Origin of the sequence: Bradyrhizobium sp. BR 1432 (genome assembly GCF_051547705.1) — a bacterium.
GTDB lineage: Bacteria > Pseudomonadota > Alphaproteobacteria > Rhizobiales > Xanthobacteraceae > Bradyrhizobium > Bradyrhizobium zhanjiangense.
The window spans coordinates 1,003,197-1,017,810 of record NZ_JBPUGF010000003.1 but is presented as its reverse complement, the minus strand read 5'-3'; the positions used below and the strand labels follow the sequence as shown (position 1 = coordinate 1,017,810).

Sequence of the window (14,614 nt, the reverse complement as noted above, 5' to 3'; positions counted from 1 at the left end):
GATGTGGTGTCGTGATCCAATCCGAATTGCCTCTTAGGGCGCTTCGGTCTTAACTGGAAGCGGCGCCGCCCCGTTCCCGTCGACACGGTAGCAAACTGATGCCACACTCGACGTCATAATCGTATCCATTCGCCCGCTTCCGCTGAAGTACTGGTTCTCGTGTAACAGTGGGCTTCCTGCATCGTAGACGTGGTCACGGGACGGCATGCGCAAATACGACGCATCAGCCCGAATATAGAGTTCATTGTGCGACACACCGGCATGGATCGTGAGCGGGCGGACCCGGCGCGATGAGTGCCATTGCTTCCATGGGTCCGCCCTACATCGCCGCGAGAGGAGCGGTGATGCTGGTCAGCACCGAGCAAGTGGCATGCCGAACGGAAGGTTGCGCTTCTAGAGGCGACTGCCCTCGACGAGTTTGAGAGGCCGAACCTTACCCGGGCAACCCGACATCAGCCGCTGGATAGGAGCGGCTGCCGCCGTGTTTTCGCCGAGCTGCTTAAGGCAATCGAAACGGCTCGAGCCAAAAGGCCGCCGAACAGCTTGGCATTGAGATCTTCTCGTTGCGCCAATGTCTCTCGAGGTGCATCAGGTATTTGCCTAAATTGAGCAAACGGCAGTGCCGCTGCCTCTTAACTTTGAGAGCTCCGCACCCGTTGTTGCTGCTGGTGTCACATCGTTGCGCGTCAGCTCCAGGCTTAGGCTGAGTAGATCAGTCTGCTGGAGCGAGCCGCGGCACACGCCATCGCACGCTATATCTTGGGGTAACTCCTTTGACGTGTCGCCGGTGCAGAGCAGTCCCGCCGTCGCCGGGAAATTGAGAGGTCATCGGGTGAAGAGATCCGTCGTCACGTATGTGCGTGCCTCCGATGCGTGAGCATCAGCGTGGCGCTCACTTGGATCAATCGCGGAAGGCATCGGAACTCTCACACAGGTTTCCCACAAGACCGGCATGGTCCTAAACGGGGCCCTCCGCGTTTCAAGGAACCGATGTGCCAATCACGGCAGACCGAACTCCTCTGAAGAGAAACAATGCCCCTCTCGCAGCGCTGGTTGATCGCTGGGCCTCCTTGCCACGCTTCGGACATCGACGTCTCGAATCCGACAAGGGCCAACGAGTGGTAGCCCAGCGGCGGCGAAAGAGAAGTTGACCAAGACATCCTGCATCGGAATGCTCTCTCGCCCTCATTTGAGAGGTGTGCCAGCGAGCAAGAGCATCGTATCCTCAGCTTCGCGGAAGATCTGTTTTTCGGTGGGGCAAAGCGGTAGTCATGATTTCAGGGACAAGACAATCGAAACCGACGTCATTGTGGCGTGACCAATTGACGAAGTATAGAGCTGACGGTCGGCTCAATGCAGAACCGCGTGCGCGCCGCGATGGATGTGGCGGACGAGCTTTTTTCGTATCTGGACCATGAAGGAGGCGATCCTAAGGCTACGGGACAAGGCTTGGGAATCTCACCCGATTGTTTTCAGTGTTCCATCCTCTGCGTCGTGGCCTCGGGCCGCACTGTGGGTCGGCGAGCCGCCGGTAACGACGAACTGGTTCATCCTCCAGGCAGATGTCCCTGGTGGAGTCTGCGGCGTACTGGGGATGCGGCTCCGACTGGCGGGTACGATGGCTCTCGGCTCAGAAGTTAATCGCCGACAAAAGCGCTCCGCGCTGGAAGGTAGAGCAACACCGAACGAACAACGCCAAGGTCTCAACCGAGATCCCGATGCCGAGCCGTGCAATGCGGATCGAGACGCCTAGTATAGCCGCGCGGCGAAAGGACGCGATTGCGGCTATGGCGATGAGTGACATCGGCTGTTCACGCCGGGCGGCATCGGCCGACAGGTCTTCATGACTAGTGGATCGAGATAGGCTGAGACCTGGGCTGCAAGCACGTCTGTTCACAAACCAAGATCATGGATCCTTGCAAAAGATCGGCGATGCGATCAATAGCCGGCCGTTTGCGAACATCGCCAAAACCTGCCCGTCGTTCCAAGCAAATAGGTGTAACTTGATATCCCCCGCATTCTCGCGTGCCGTGAGAGTGCCTGCACAACCGAATACCGAAACGACGTCTGCGTAGTGTGAGCCGAACTGTATAGCACCGAGCTCTAGCTCCGTGACGTGGCAATGCCCGGCTGGGAATGACCGAGCGTTAACAGACCTGTAATTTGCATCCAGGTCATCAGCCCGGACCGGATCGCCGAGAATCCCAGTCGACGGAGCGCTGGCATGTGCTGGTCGAGGCCAGCTCGAGACCAGGCCGGCCTGCATGAACACCCATTCCAATGCGGTGATCACCATGATCCGCGGGATCGTTTGCCGGTTGATGAGACAACCGATCATTGCGAACGGTTGAGATAGCTTCATCGAATACACTCGCTCGTAGGGTTCAGGGTATGTGTGCGCCGGAGGCGGTCGCCATTCGTGACGAACCCCTAGGCAGGAGTCACAACCACTGAGAGATAGGGCATGATGACAAGCCTAGCCCAACCGCAGTGGTCTCAAAATTCGCGTCAATCAGGCGGAAATGGTTGGGCGGACTCCATGCCGTTTAGACAGACAGCGGGGTCCGCCCCTACATCACGGCGACGGCTCCGTAATGGTATTGTGCATGAAGCAAGCGCTATGCCGAACGGAGAACGACAGAACTTGCTGGTACATCGAACTTGAATTATTCAAGAAATAGTCAGTCGTAGGCAGCATCAAGGTTGGCGTTGCGCGCATGGCCTATGTACGGAGACCGCTCCACAAATTGCGACGCCTCGGTTAGCCATTTTCGCTTCAGGTGCCGTCCTGGGCTGCCTTGCCATAATATGCCCGGTGAGCGAATTGCTTCCCAGCGGCATGTGAGCGCGAAGTCGTTTACGATCATCTCACCCCAGCTCGCACACCCAGCCTGCCGCGAGCGTTCTAAACTTTGCCGCACTGATTGCGGCGGCGGCCGGGCGATACAGCCTGCTCCCATTCTGTCTGGACAATTCGCTGGCTCTCTGTGTGGAGGCTGCGAAACTCTAACTTACGCCGAAAGGAAGGCTGTCAAGCAAGCTGCCAACCTCTGTCAAACCAAGACGGCCTCCGCACGGATTCTCTAAACCACGTAACTGTGTCCGTCTTTCAATGGAGCGATTTCTGGTCCTCGTTTATTTAAAGCACCTATTCGAAAGGGGTTGAATCGAGCGTGGCGTCAGGTTGTAAACAAGATGCGAGAACGCCGGCCACGAGATCTTAAAAATGACAAATCAGTTTCTCGCTCTGCATCTTGCGGAATCCTCTGCTGGCAACATTGTAGAACTTACGACAGGAGTTGCCCGAGCCAAGTCGCCGCTCCGGGCGGCCGCGTTCGTTTTCGCGTCGACAGTTGTCGCCGAGTCACACGCCGCGCAAGCTGGGCCTGCCAGCGAGAGTCTGAATTGGTCGTCCAGCACGAGATCAAACGGCGCCTCCGCAGTCGCCGTCAAAAAGTCGATCCCTCCGTTTTGGGACACTTGGATCGGAGCCGACATGACCGTGGCGCACGAGCCCACCACATCGTTAGATTTGCTGGCGGAGAAAGCTGCTAATGGCGGTAACGTGCCCCAATCCTCTGGCGTCGCCTGGGCTGCAGGCACCGGTCCCGGGCTCGGCTCCATTTGGGACAAAACCGTGGTGGACGCGCGCTTTGATCCGGGCGAGCAGAGTAGCAAGATCGGAGCCTCGCTCATCAAGTCGATGCCCCTGCAGAGCGATGATTTGCTGGCATTGCAGATCGAATGCGACCTGATCCAGAAGGGCCAGATGCCGCTCCTCGGCATGCTCGGGCAGGTGACGCGGAACTATGCGACCCATCACTCGGCCAAAGTGACAATCACCGGCATCGGCACGAGCCTTGTCGTTGGCCAGAGCATGTCGACCACCGACGACAAATGGCTGCGTAGGTTCGGCGCCGAGCAGACGCTGTTCAACGGCGTCACGATTTCCAGCGCCATCGGGCAGACCGCACAAGGCATGGCGAACATGAGTCTGACAGCAAACTTTAGGAAGAGCTGGTGAGGTGCCGACGAGAGCTTTTGCAGCCGCCGCTTGGCAAGCGCCACACGTTCATGTCCTCGACGAGGACGTTTCGCTGAGGGGCGCGCATAGCCTCCCGGCCGGAAGCAGACGCCACCGCAGCATTCGGCCGTTAAATGGCCGGGTTTTGGGGATGCGCAGAGGAGGCTGCGAGATTACGGTTTTCATTCGCAAGCCGTTCTGTTCCAATTCGGGCGAAGCGTCTACGCATAAAGGGACGCTTGTCCGTTTCGGGCATTGAACGGGCGGCAAGGGAATTGGGATGGACCACAAGCAATTCGTGTTTCTCGGAATTGCTGTCGTGGTAGCATACTCATGTGCGTAGCGCTCGCGCTGTGGCTGGTGGGCTGGTGAAGCAGCAACGCCGCCCGCTTGAAATGGTCGCGGACGGCGTTACTTGCGGACTCGGGAGGATGATGCAAAATCCCGGTCAAGAGCGGGTTTGCACGTGCCGTGCCAAGATTCGTGTCTCGGCCCAGACGCTGTGGAGTTGAATCAAGTCGGGAGCCAGCCCATAGCGGAAAACTCGATCACGGTTCATCCACTCACTCTCCTGCGGAAATGCTGATCATCGTATACGCATATGTTTCGCGTTGTACGCTTCCGACCAGCTCCGCGAGCGAACGAGACGAAGCCGTCGGGTTTCATGCAAACTAAACAGCTTTGCAGCAGTTCGTTCGGGAAGCGCGCCCCTAATGGCGGCAGCTAATGCGCGCGGGCGCGTTCCCCTGCAACGCGTTGTGTGGTTCGGCTTCGTGACCCCGCTTATGCGCGCATCTGTGCTCGCTTTAGCTAAACCTCAGGCCTTCGGCGAGCGTGGCACGGTCGATTTCGACATCGAAGAACAGGATCTTATTGGGCAGCCAACTGCACGCGGGACCGTTGAACTCTCGAAGCCGTTCTGCATCGACGTGTCGAGCTCGACGAAGCGCTAGTCCATGGAGCTCTTCCTCGGTGCGACAGTTGGACTCGATGATTTCTGGCCTGCGACGCCATACGACGCGTCGTGAGTTCTTGGCCCGTCCGGACTGGATGATTCCAGACATTCCTTGGTGAGGTTGTCGACAATCTGAGACGCGGAAGTACCGGCCGCTGCCGAACCGGCGTGGACGAAAGTGAAGCGACCAGCGCTTGTTGGCCCGGTCCCACCGGGATCAAAGCTCGGATTCGCACAGCTTGCGGCGCCACTTGCGGACGGCGAGTCCTTCCTCACATTGTCGGTGGACCCGGTTGATCTGGCGGACGGCGCGCCCGCGAGCGAGCCTGCTTGCGCCGAGAGTGATGAGGGCCGTGCCGCTGTACCGAAGTTCTTGTCGTCTACTTCCGCTCTATGATAAGCAAGAATTGGACCAGTGTTGAAAGGATTGCGTTATGAGTCTGACGCAGAGATTTGAGTTTCGGCAGTCGCTGGTAATAACGCCGCAGTTGATGCAGGCGATCAAGCTGCTGCAATTGTCTAATCTCGATCTCACGACCTTCGTCGAGGAAGAGCTTGAACGCAATCCGCTGCTCGAGCCCGCTGGCCACAATGAGCTCGCCACCGGTGATGTTTCTGACGAAACCAGGTTCAGGGAGCGCGAGGAACCCGGAGGCCAAGACCATGAGTCCTTAGGCGTGGCCGCCGAAACGCTTGAGCTCGGCCAGGAAGAACGGCCCAACTCTGATCTCGGCAGCCGTATCGATATCGAACACGACGTTGTTTCCGAAGAGGCTGCCGAGGAGGGCGTTCGCAATACCCAGGATGCCGCGGCGAGCGTCTACACCGAATGGGGCGGCGGCGCCTCCGGAGATGAAGACTACAATCTCGAGGCCTTCGTCGCCGCCGAGATGACGCTCGCCGACCACCTTGCCGAGCAGCTCTCGGTCGCCTTCACCGCGCCGGCGCCGCGCATGATCGGCCAGTACCTGATCGACCTCGTCGACGAGGCCGGCTACCTGCCGCCGGATCTCGGCCAGGCCGCCGAGCGTCTCGGCGCATCGCAACAGGATGTCGAGGACGTCCTTGCCGTGCTGCAAAAATTCGATCCGCCCGGCATCTGCGCGCGCAATTTGAGCGAATGCCTGGCGATCCAACTCCGTGAACTCGACCGCTACGATCCGGCCATGCAGGCGCTGGTCGAGAATCTCGATCTCCTCGCCAAGCGCGACATCGTAGCCTTGCGTAACGTTTGCGGCGTCGATGACGAAGACATCGCCGACATGATCCGCGAGATCCGCCGCCTTAATCCCAAGCCCGGCATGAGGTTTGGCCCTGCGCGCGTCCAGACCATGATGCCGGAGGTCTATGTCCGCCCGGGTCCCGACGGCGGCTGGCATGTGGAGCTCAACAGCGACACCTTGCCGCGCGTGCTCGTGAACCAGACCTATTACTCCGAGCTGTCGAAGAAGATGGGCAAAGACGTCGATAAATCCTACTTCACCGATGCGCTCCAGAACGCGACCTGGCTGGTGCGCGCGCTCGACCAGCGCGCCCGCACCATCCTGAAGGTCGCTACCGAGATCGTCCGCCAGCAGGACGGCTTCTTCACCCATGGTGTCGCGCACTTGAGACCGCTCAGTCTCAAGGCCGTCGCCGACGCCATCCAGATGCATGAATCCACGGTGTCGCGCGTCACCGCCAACAAATACATGGCGACCAATCGCGGGATGTTCGAGCTGAAATATTTCTTCACGACTTCGATCGCCTCGGCCGACGGCGGCGAGGCGCATTCCGCCGAAGCCGTCCGTCACCACATCAGACAGCTGATCGATTCGGAGGAGCTGTCCGCAATCCTGTCGGACGACGCGATCGTGGAACGGTTGCGCGCCTCCGGCATTGATATTGCCCGCCGCACGGTCGCGAAGTACCGCGAAGCCATGCGCATACCCTCCTCAGTACAACGCCGCCGCGACAAGCAGAGCGCTCTTGGCAACGTCCTCTCCACCGCCTTGTCCGATCGTTCCCGCAACACCCAGCCGGCCTGATTGCGCGCGTCTCAACGCTAGGCATCAACCAAGCGAGCCGTTGAGTTAGCTGGGAGACGGGTTATTGCGATAACACGCTCGTCTCACCGGCCAGCCAGCATTCGTAAACAATAGGGACAAACTCGCCGGACAGCTCCATGATCGGCGAGGTGTCCATGGACAACCTCATCGGGCGCGTCAGTCGCATCCTCTGGTCAATGACCCACAGGAAGCGAGCTGAAAAGCAAAACCCCGGCATCGCTGCCGGGGTTTCGCATTTCATTGAGAGCGTCGGACTTTAAAAATCCATGCCGCCCATGCCGCCGCCCGGGGGCATTGCGGGGCCGGCAGGGGCCTTCTTCGGCAGCTCGGCGACCATGGCCTCGGTGGTGATCAAGAGCGCCGCCACGGAGGAGGCGTTCTGGATCGCGGTGCGCACGACCTTGGTCGGGTCGATGATGCCCTTGGTGACGAGGTTGCCGTACTCGCCGGCCTGCGAGTCGAAGCCGTAGGCGTACTGATCCTTCTCGAGAATCTTGCCGACGATCACCGAGCCGTCTTCACCGGCGTTGATCACGATCTGGCGGGCCGGCCAGGACAGCGCCTTGCGCACGATCTCGACGCCCGTCTTCTGGTCGTCGTTCTTGGTGCGCAGGCCCTTGAGCTGCTCGGAGGCACGGAGCAGGGCGACGCCGCCGCCCGGCAGGATGCCTTCTTCCACGGCCGCGCGGGTCGCATGCATCGCGTCATCAACGCGATCCTTGCGCTCCTTCACCTCGACCTCGGTCGCGCCGCCGACGCGGATCACCGCGACGCCGCCGGCGAGCTTGGCCAAACGCTCCTGGAGCTTCTCACGGTCGTAGTCCGAGGTGGTCTCCTCGATCTGCGCCTTGATCTGGGCCACGCGCGCCTCGATGTCGGCCTTCTTGCCGGCGCCGTTGACGATCGTGGTGTTCTCCTTGTCGATCATCACCTTCTTGGCGCGACCAAGCATGTTGAGCGTGACGTTCTCGAGCTTGATGCCGAGATCTTCCGAGATCGCCTGGCCGCCGGTCAGGATCGCGATGTCCTGCAGCATGGCCTTGCGGCGATCGCCGAAGCCCGGAGCCTTGACGGCCGCGACCTTCAGGCCGCCGCGCAGGCGGTTCACGACCAGGGTCGCAAGGGCTTCGCCTTCGACGTCCTCGGCGACGATGACCAGCGGCTTGCCGGTCTGCACCACGGCCTCGAGCAGCGGCAGCAGCTCGTTCAGCGAAGAGAGCTTCTTCTCGTTGATGAGAATGTAGGCGTCGTCCATCTCAACGCGCATCTTGTCGGCATTGGTGACGAAGTAGGGCGAGATGTAGCCGCGGTCGAACTGCATGCCCTCGACGACGTCGAGCTCGGTCTCGAGCGACTTGGCTTCCTCGACGGTGATGACACCCTCGTTGCCGACCTTCTTCATGGCGTCGGCGAGGAACTTGCCGATCTCGGCGTCGCCATTGGCCGAAATCGTGGCGACCTGGGCGATCTCCTCGTTCGAGGTGACCTTCTTGGAGTTATTCTGGAGGTCCGCAACGACGGCGTCTACGGCGAGGTCGATACCGCGCTTGAGATCCATCGGGTTCATGCCAGCGGCAACGGCCTTGGCGCCTTCACGGACGATCGCAGCCGCGAGCACGGTCGCGGTGGTGGTACCGTCGCCGGCAGCATCAGCGGACTTGGAGGCCACTTCGCGTACCATCTGGGCGCCCATGTTCTCGAACTTGTCGTCGAGCTCGATCTCCTTGGCGACAGTGACGCCGTCCTTGGTGATGCGGGGCGCGCCGAACGACTTGTCGAGCACGACATTACGACCCTTCGGGCCGAGCGTGACGTTCACGGCATTGGCGAGGATGTCGACGCCGCGCAGCATGCGATCGCGGGCGTCAACGCCGAATTTCACTTCTTTAGCTGACATATTGATTTCCCTGAGTTGTCTTATCTCACCCTTGGCGAGGCGCCCGGCAGGCGCTCCTCAGGGGTGAGCAGTGCGAGCGGTTGGATTAAGCGACCTTCTTCTTGGCCGACACGTCGGTGAGCACGCCCATGACGTCGCTTTCCTTCATGATCAACAGCTCCTGGCCGTCGATCTTGACCTCGGTGCCCGACCACTTGCCGAACAGCACACGATCACCGACCTGGAGATCGATCGGGATCAGCTTGCCGCTCTCGTCGCGGCCACCTGGGCCAACGGCGATGACTTCGCCCTGGGAGGGCTTTTCCTTGGCCGTATCGGGAATGATGATGCCGCCAGCGGTCTTCTCTTCTGCGTCGATGCGCTTGACCACGACGCGGTCATGAAGCGGACGGAAGTGCATGCAGTCCTCCTAACATTTGCACGAGTTGAGATTTCAATCTTGTTAGCAATCGATGCCTGCGAGTACTAGCGCAGGCGCAGCTGAAATAGGACGGGCTTCTACGGGAGCAAGAGGTGCCAGCAAAAAATCACACTCAGAAGTCGTCTCCGCCAGAATCATTTATCGAAGCTAACTGATCCGCCCGCAGTGTGAGATTGCCGTGCTCGGCCGAGGTCTGAACGACTTCGCAGCGGATGCTCTCGGCCTGGAAGAACGCCCAGAGATTGGTACGCTCGAGAACCTTAGTGCTGCTAAAGCCACTCAGCTTGGTCTCATTGACTGCGCAGATACCGGCTCCGGCCGAAGCGAACCCTAGCGCGGATTAAGGCGCTGCGTAACAGGCGTTCGCCGGGCTTGCTTCATTGGATCGTATTCTCATCGAGTTACCGCGACTTGTCCGCAACAGCGAGGGAGCGTGAACAAGTTCGGTGATGCCCTCTCATTCTAAGCAAGCCGATCGTGAAAAATAAGAGCCTCGTTTCATCTCGCTCAATCGCTAACCTTGGTAGTTGACTGGAGCTGACGGTCAGGAGCCGGCGGCGACCTCTTCAAGGAGTGAACCAAACGCGCGGCTCGAACGCATTCAGTGGCAGGAGACCAACCAACGATCGGACCGTCGCTCAATGAAGCAATGCTTTCAGCATCGTACAGGTTCTGGCCGCCTCTGCTGGTGAAGGTAAATCGTGGGACCACGAGCAAGTCCTCACGTGCACAGCCTTGCGCTATGGCTTGTCAGTTCGCAAAGCGGCAACGGCGCTCGCCTGAGTGATCCTGGCCGCGTTATTCCGGACTCGGAAGGTGGTGCAAAATCCTGGTAAAAGCTGATCGGCACGTCCCGTGCCTCATGCCTCGGCCGAGCGGGGGAGCTGAATCAGACGACATCAGCACTCACTCAAAAATCTATCGCGCTTCATCTACTGTTCTTCTGCGGTGATGCCGATAATCGTATACGCATGCGTTTCGTGTCCCACATTGCGATTAGATCGGCCTTCGGGAGGCAGCGAGATGCGGCCGCCCCCGGTTTCACCGCACCTTCTTAAGACGGGTCACAAAGAGTGGAGTGAGGGGCGGCACCGACGACTGGATCGGATCAAACGCCGAGTCCGCCCCCGCATCACCCTGGGAGGTCGGTGATGCGAGTTTGAAGGTAGCAAACAATCCGATAATGCAGCTACTGCAACTATCTCACACCAGGATGGCCCGCATGAGGGTTGAATCGGCCGTAGCGTTAGGTTGTATGCTGTCGGGTCATCGGGTGCTCCGGCCGTGCGCAGGGAAGAAATGCCGACTGTCATGACAACGGGCGCAAGTGACGGGCAAAGAGAATTGCAGGCAAGGCGAAAGATGTGGTGCGAAGCCCATCGATCAGCAACGATGACTCGATTTTCGCCGTTCGTCCGCCCCGCTCAATGCGGTCGTCAATCTCGATAGTGCGTCAGCTGACCTCTTTTTGCACTCCTAGGTGTTCTCTGCTCGTTGCATAGATTTATCCATGTTGGCCAATCGAAATGACTGCGGCAGACTGGTCAGGCGATCGAGACCCCAAACCTTCCGAAACGCGGTTGCGTTTCGCGCCGGAGCCCTCGTCGCTGGCCTGAGCTCGTGACCGAGCTCTTAGCTTGAGTGCGGGGCGGAGCAAGGTTCAGGCGGGAGCGAATCTAGTTCTGGTTCTTGTCTGTGCGGGCAAGATCCGACTGCGCCAGCCGCTCGATCTTTGTTCGACGTCTGACAGGGCGCACAAGTGTGTGAGATTCAAAACACTCGCGTGCTATTGCACCTTCTCGAACCCTTTGCGAAGCGCGATCAGGCGCTGAGCGCTCGCGACGGACGCTGGCATGGCCCTTGCTCCTTCTCACAGTAGGCCAATCGAGGCCAGAAGGAGCTGAACATGAGCAGCACGACAGGATCTTGGGCTTACGGAGAGAAAGCGCCGATGCCAAGCCAAGAACAGACCAAGACGAAAGAAGTTCGAGGCTCTTCGAGCCGCGGCGGTCTTGGGGCTATGCCCCAGGATGCAAAAGCTGCGGCAAAAACAGCTAAGGGCCGCTGACGAAATCGGGCGCACGACTGCCCGGCTATGCAGGGCCGAAAGTGCGGTACCGCTGACCTCGCCCTGCCCCTTGACGGCAGGGCGAGGAAGCGCCGCAATGCCTTGCATTTATGGGAGCTGGCAACCGCGGTTGCTCTAGAATAAATGGGTTGTGGCAATTGACCGTCCTCTACGACAAAATGGAGTTCCCCAAAATACAGGATCAGGTAGACTTTGCTGCCTTTATGTTGGGAGTAAGCCACACCGATCTTTACCGGTACGAAACAGGCGGTCGCCAGTTCTTCGTTTTCAACTCTCCTGAATTGGTTCAGCGCTTTTTTGAAGACACAGATTGTTACGAAATAAGCGAGCACCACTACAGAAACATTGTGAATGCATATGCTCCATCGGCGTTCCCACTGTTGAAACTGAAAGCAATTTCCGCTGGTCCTATGAAACCGTACGATGCAATTCGAGCTGAGCTAAGTAAGAGCGCAGCTGGCTTTCAAGAGCGTATTGCGCCATTCGTCGGAGATCAAAGCACAGTTGAGATCTCACATGAGATCAAACGCTGGATGCTGATCCTGATGGCCAAATTGCTTTACAATTTCGATATCTCCCGCCATGCCGACGAGTTCATCGCGAGAGGAAATTTTATAGAGGAGTGGCTAGCGAATGTAGAACATGCCCATTCTTGGCCTAGAGAAATAGAATTGACAGCGCGATTCAAGAGAGCGAGAAATTTTTTCAGGACGTTGCGTTTGAAATCGCGGATATCAAGCTCTCTCGTTGCGCCGAGAAGCCCAAAATGCCGGAAGATCTGGTCGCGTACACGATCATTCGTACGCTGATAAATGCCTTCCACGCATCCGCAACCTCAATAGCCTGGACCTTGATGCTTATTGCGGGAAGCCGTGTCGAGGAGGCCCTGTTTGAAGAAGCGGCGGCAGCCGGCCCCGAGTGTGATTTTCGGAGTTTGAAATCAGCTCCCAAGCTCCGGACAGCCTTGATGGAAAGCTTGCGAACTCTATCCTCCCGCGTGGATGCAAGGCAGACACGTACGGAAGAATCACATCGTGGGCGAGATGAACATTCCTCAGGGTAGCGCAGTCATGGTTTGCGCATACTCGCCTGCATCGTAATGCAAAATATTGGAATCGTCCTGGCGAGTTTCTGCCGGAAAGGTTCGATGAACGCTCGGCCTACGACACCCGATGCTATGTGCCGTTCGGTGGAGGACCCCACATCTGTCCCGCATCTGGACTGTCAATTCCAATCTTACAAATGATGATTGCTTACATGATCCGGAGGTTTCGCTTCTCGGTGCATGGGACCGCGTGTAAGCCTCGCGGGCTAATTGGGCTGAGATTGCATCCAGGTCTTTGGCTCAAGCTGAGGCCCCGACAATGGCAATCAGCATGAGCGGTATGTGGAGCTTTGGTGCGGATTTTCATGAGCACGCCGCCGTCAGCGATCAGGCTACTTGTCACTTCAAAGGAACGGCGAAATGACTGCGCAACCTGCGAGAATCTCGCAAAGCATCCTTTGGGACTGAATGCCGTGGGGAGCGAGCCAAGGCCCTTACGCGTGTGTGCCGCCTGATCCCGACAGCGCAATGGTCAAACACTTGATTAACGCAGCCGTGGCAAAGGGTTTGGCAAGAAAGCAGATCCCGCCAGCCTTGATCGCTCGAGCGCGCACCCCATCGTCGGGGAAGGCCGTGACGAAGATGAACGGCATGCGATGACCGAGGCTTCGCATATGCATCAGCAGGTCAATTCCGCTCATCATCGACATTTGGACGTCGGTAATCACGCAGGACGTCTCGACCAATGCAGCAGCGCGCAGGAACTCCTCGGCGGAGGCAAAGGCATAGACCAAGTATCCGTACGATGCCAAAAGGTTGCTCGTTGCGGCGCGAACGGATGGATCATCGTCGATGACCGAAATGACCGAAGGCTTTGACAAACTGATCGCTCGTAATCCGGGAAACTGCTCGCAGCGGTTGCGGCCGACATTGGAAGGTGGGGGCGCGAAGCAGGATTGAAAGGTATACTTAGGTTTGTATGTTCCCCTTTGGTCGAGAAATTCCGAGAGCTTCACTCATTCTTATGAGGTCGGCCAGGGACTTTGCGCCCATTTTGCGCATGACCTGCCCGCGATAGATCTTGACGGTAATCTCTGCCAGGCCGAGCTCGCCCGCCACCTGCTTGTTCAACAGGCCGGAGGCGACCAGAGCCAGAACATTGCGCTCACGCGGGGTCAGACTTTCGAGCCGGGATCGCAGTTCAGAAACTGTTTTTTCGAGCTCGCGCCGCTTGCGGTCTCGTTCAATCGCGGCCCGCACCGCGTCGAGCAGATCCTGCTCGCGTACGGGCTTGGTCAGGAAGTCGACCGCACCGCTCTTCATAGCCTGGACCGTCATGGGAATATCGCCGTAACCTGTGATAAAGATGATCGGCGTGTGGATGTTGGCCTCAGCAAGATCGGACTGCAGATCGAGGCCGCTCGATCCTGGTAGGCGGATGTCGAGCACGAGGCAGCTCGGTACCTCGGGCGGGTTCGCCTGCAAAACCTCCGCCGCAGAGCCAAAAACCTTGACCCTAAGCCCCACTGATCCAAATAGATTTGTAAGAGCTTTGCGCATCGAAATGTCGTCGTCGACAACCAAGACGATCGGTTCATCGGTATCTGTGCGCGACTGCGGCGCTTGCGAAGGCTCGCTCATGATGCACCCTCCTGTTGCACGCGCAGGTTCATATGAAATGTCACGCCGCATCCCCTTTTAAAAGCCCACGAAGCCGTGAGAGGCCGCCAAGAACGTTTATATGCGGCCGAATTCTCCAAATTTCATTATCTATGTCAGTGTTGATCGCAAAACTGCCCATTTTGCGACTATATGGGCGATTCGTTTGCAGCAAAAGGACGACGCAGGCCGGGAATCGACCCGTTTTGTGGGCGATCGAAGCCCTCGCTGCTCTGCCCAAGCCCCAGGACCTCATTGCGCCCGCGGTTTGGAGGCGCCAATCCGTAATACCAGCCGGGACTCTAAGAGGGCGGGAAAGCGTGGCGGATATTGACTCTTTGGAAGAGATGCTGGTCGCCCGCGCGACTAGCTGGTCAAAGCTTCGAGAGCTTAACGGCCGTCCCGATCCAGCCAGCATGTTAAAGGAATGAAATGGTCGCGGGCACTTAAAAACTCCGCTTCGGTTTTACTCTCGA

Annotated in this window: 12 protein-coding genes and 1 pseudogene; 6 read left to right on the top strand and 7 right to left on the bottom strand. The window is 58.5% G+C overall.

The features are described 5' to 3' along the window. Window positions 1-1,681: 1,681 nt before the first annotated feature. Together ACSKB8_RS04785 and ACSKB8_RS04780 are read right to left on the bottom strand one after the other, a co-directional pair. Window positions 1,682-1,845 (bottom strand): annotated as a pseudogene (locus ACSKB8_RS04785) (CopG family transcriptional regulator); the annotation flags it as partial. A gap of 61 nt (window positions 1,846-1,906) precedes the next feature. Beyond that, the gene (locus ACSKB8_RS04780) at window positions 1,907-2,362 is read right to left on the bottom strand and encodes a hypothetical protein (RefSeq protein WP_438102871.1); all 456 of its coding nucleotides are present in this window, start codon (window positions 2,360-2,362) and stop codon (window positions 1,907-1,909) included. Between the two features lie 1,134 nt (window positions 2,363-3,496). On the opposite strand from ACSKB8_RS04780, the gene ACSKB8_RS04775 reads away from it, so the two are divergent. From ACSKB8_RS04775 to ACSKB8_RS04760, 4 genes are all read left to right on the top strand, one after another. Continuing rightward, window positions 3,497-4,024, top strand: coding sequence for a hypothetical protein (locus ACSKB8_RS04775; protein WP_438102869.1), 528 nt, complete (start codon window positions 3,497-3,499; stop codon window positions 4,022-4,024). Between the two features lie 713 nt (window positions 4,025-4,737). Further along, window positions 4,738-4,977 carry a hypothetical protein gene (locus ACSKB8_RS04770; RefSeq protein WP_438102867.1) on the top strand — a complete coding sequence of 80 codons (240 nt, stop codon included), beginning with the start codon at window positions 4,738-4,740 and terminating at the stop codon, window positions 4,975-4,977. Between the two features lie 436 nt (window positions 4,978-5,413). Then, complete coding sequence (gene rpoN, locus ACSKB8_RS04765) at window positions 5,414-7,006, top strand: RNA polymerase factor sigma-54 (protein ID WP_438102866.1); 1,593 nt, start codon at window positions 5,414-5,416, stop codon at window positions 7,004-7,006. Between the two features lie 137 nt (window positions 7,007-7,143). After that, on the top strand, window positions 7,144-7,287 hold the full coding sequence (locus tag ACSKB8_RS04760; protein ID WP_438102864.1) for a hypothetical protein: 144 nt from the start codon (window positions 7,144-7,146) through the stop codon (window positions 7,285-7,287). Here the strand turns inward: ACSKB8_RS04760 and groL are convergent. The 3 genes from groL to ACSKB8_RS04745 form a co-directional block, all read right to left on the bottom strand. After that, complete coding sequence (gene groL, locus ACSKB8_RS04755) at window positions 7,284-8,924, bottom strand: chaperonin GroEL (RefSeq protein WP_438102862.1); 1,641 nt, start codon at window positions 8,922-8,924, stop codon at window positions 7,284-7,286. The genes ACSKB8_RS04760 and groL overlap by 4 nt on opposite strands. 85 nt (window positions 8,925-9,009) lie before the next feature. Further along, complete coding sequence (locus ACSKB8_RS04750) at window positions 9,010-9,324, bottom strand: co-chaperone GroES (protein WP_438102860.1); 315 nt, start codon at window positions 9,322-9,324, stop codon at window positions 9,010-9,012. A gap of 133 nt (window positions 9,325-9,457) precedes the next feature. Next, window positions 9,458-9,652 (bottom strand): hypothetical protein, encoded by a 195-nt coding sequence (locus ACSKB8_RS04745; protein WP_438110401.1) that lies wholly within the window; start codon window positions 9,650-9,652, stop codon window positions 9,458-9,460. Window positions 9,653-11,571: 1,919 nt separating this feature from the next. Between ACSKB8_RS04745 and ACSKB8_RS04740 the strand changes: the two genes are divergently transcribed. Both ACSKB8_RS04740 and ACSKB8_RS04735 read left to right on the top strand, forming a co-directional pair. Next, window positions 11,572-12,243: a hypothetical protein gene (locus ACSKB8_RS04740; RefSeq protein ID WP_438102858.1), complete on the top strand. Its 672-nt coding sequence runs from the start codon at window positions 11,572-11,574 to the stop codon at window positions 12,241-12,243. A gap of 280 nt (window positions 12,244-12,523) precedes the next feature. After that, window positions 12,524-12,814, top strand: coding sequence for a cytochrome P450 (locus tag ACSKB8_RS04735; RefSeq protein WP_438110399.1), 291 nt, complete (start codon window positions 12,524-12,526; stop codon window positions 12,812-12,814). A 159-nt stretch (window positions 12,815-12,973) separates the two neighbouring features. Here ACSKB8_RS04735 and ACSKB8_RS04730 read toward each other — a convergent pair whose 3' ends face one another. Both ACSKB8_RS04730 and ACSKB8_RS04725 read right to left on the bottom strand, forming a co-directional pair. Beyond that, window positions 12,974-13,360 carry a response regulator transcription factor gene (locus ACSKB8_RS04730; RefSeq protein ID WP_438102856.1) on the bottom strand — a complete coding sequence of 129 codons (387 nt, stop codon included), beginning with the start codon at window positions 13,358-13,360 and terminating at the stop codon, window positions 12,974-12,976. 88 nt (window positions 13,361-13,448) lie between these two features. Then, window positions 13,449-14,120, bottom strand: coding sequence for a response regulator transcription factor (locus ACSKB8_RS04725; protein WP_438102855.1), 672 nt, complete (start codon window positions 14,118-14,120; stop codon window positions 13,449-13,451). Window positions 14,121-14,614: the final 494 nt, after the last annotated feature.

What these genes read in the sequence shown, in the direction of transcription:
- ACSKB8_RS04780 (WP_438102871.1), bottom strand. Translation starts at nt 2,362, where the DNA reads ATGAAGCTATCTCAACCGTTCGCAATGATCGGTTGTCTCATCAACCGG.
- ACSKB8_RS04775 (WP_438102869.1), top strand. Translation starts at nt 3,497, where the DNA reads ATGACCGTGGCGCACGAGCCCACCACATCGTTAGATTTGCTGGCGGAG.
- ACSKB8_RS04770 (WP_438102867.1), top strand. Translation starts at nt 4,738, where the DNA reads ATGGCGGCAGCTAATGCGCGCGGGCGCGTTCCCCTGCAACGCGTTGTG.
- rpoN (WP_438102866.1), top strand. Translation starts at nt 5,414, where the DNA reads ATGAGTCTGACGCAGAGATTTGAGTTTCGGCAGTCGCTGGTAATAACG.
- ACSKB8_RS04760 (WP_438102864.1), top strand. Translation starts at nt 7,144, where the DNA reads ATGATCGGCGAGGTGTCCATGGACAACCTCATCGGGCGCGTCAGTCGC.
- groL (WP_438102862.1), bottom strand. Translation starts at nt 8,924, where the DNA reads ATGTCAGCTAAAGAAGTGAAATTCGGCGTTGACGCCCGCGATCGCATG.
- ACSKB8_RS04750 (WP_438102860.1), bottom strand. Translation starts at nt 9,324, where the DNA reads ATGCACTTCCGTCCGCTTCATGACCGCGTCGTGGTCAAGCGCATCGAC.
- ACSKB8_RS04725 (WP_438102855.1), bottom strand. Translation starts at nt 14,120, where the DNA reads ATGAGCGAGCCTTCGCAAGCGCCGCAGTCGCGCACAGATACCGATGAA.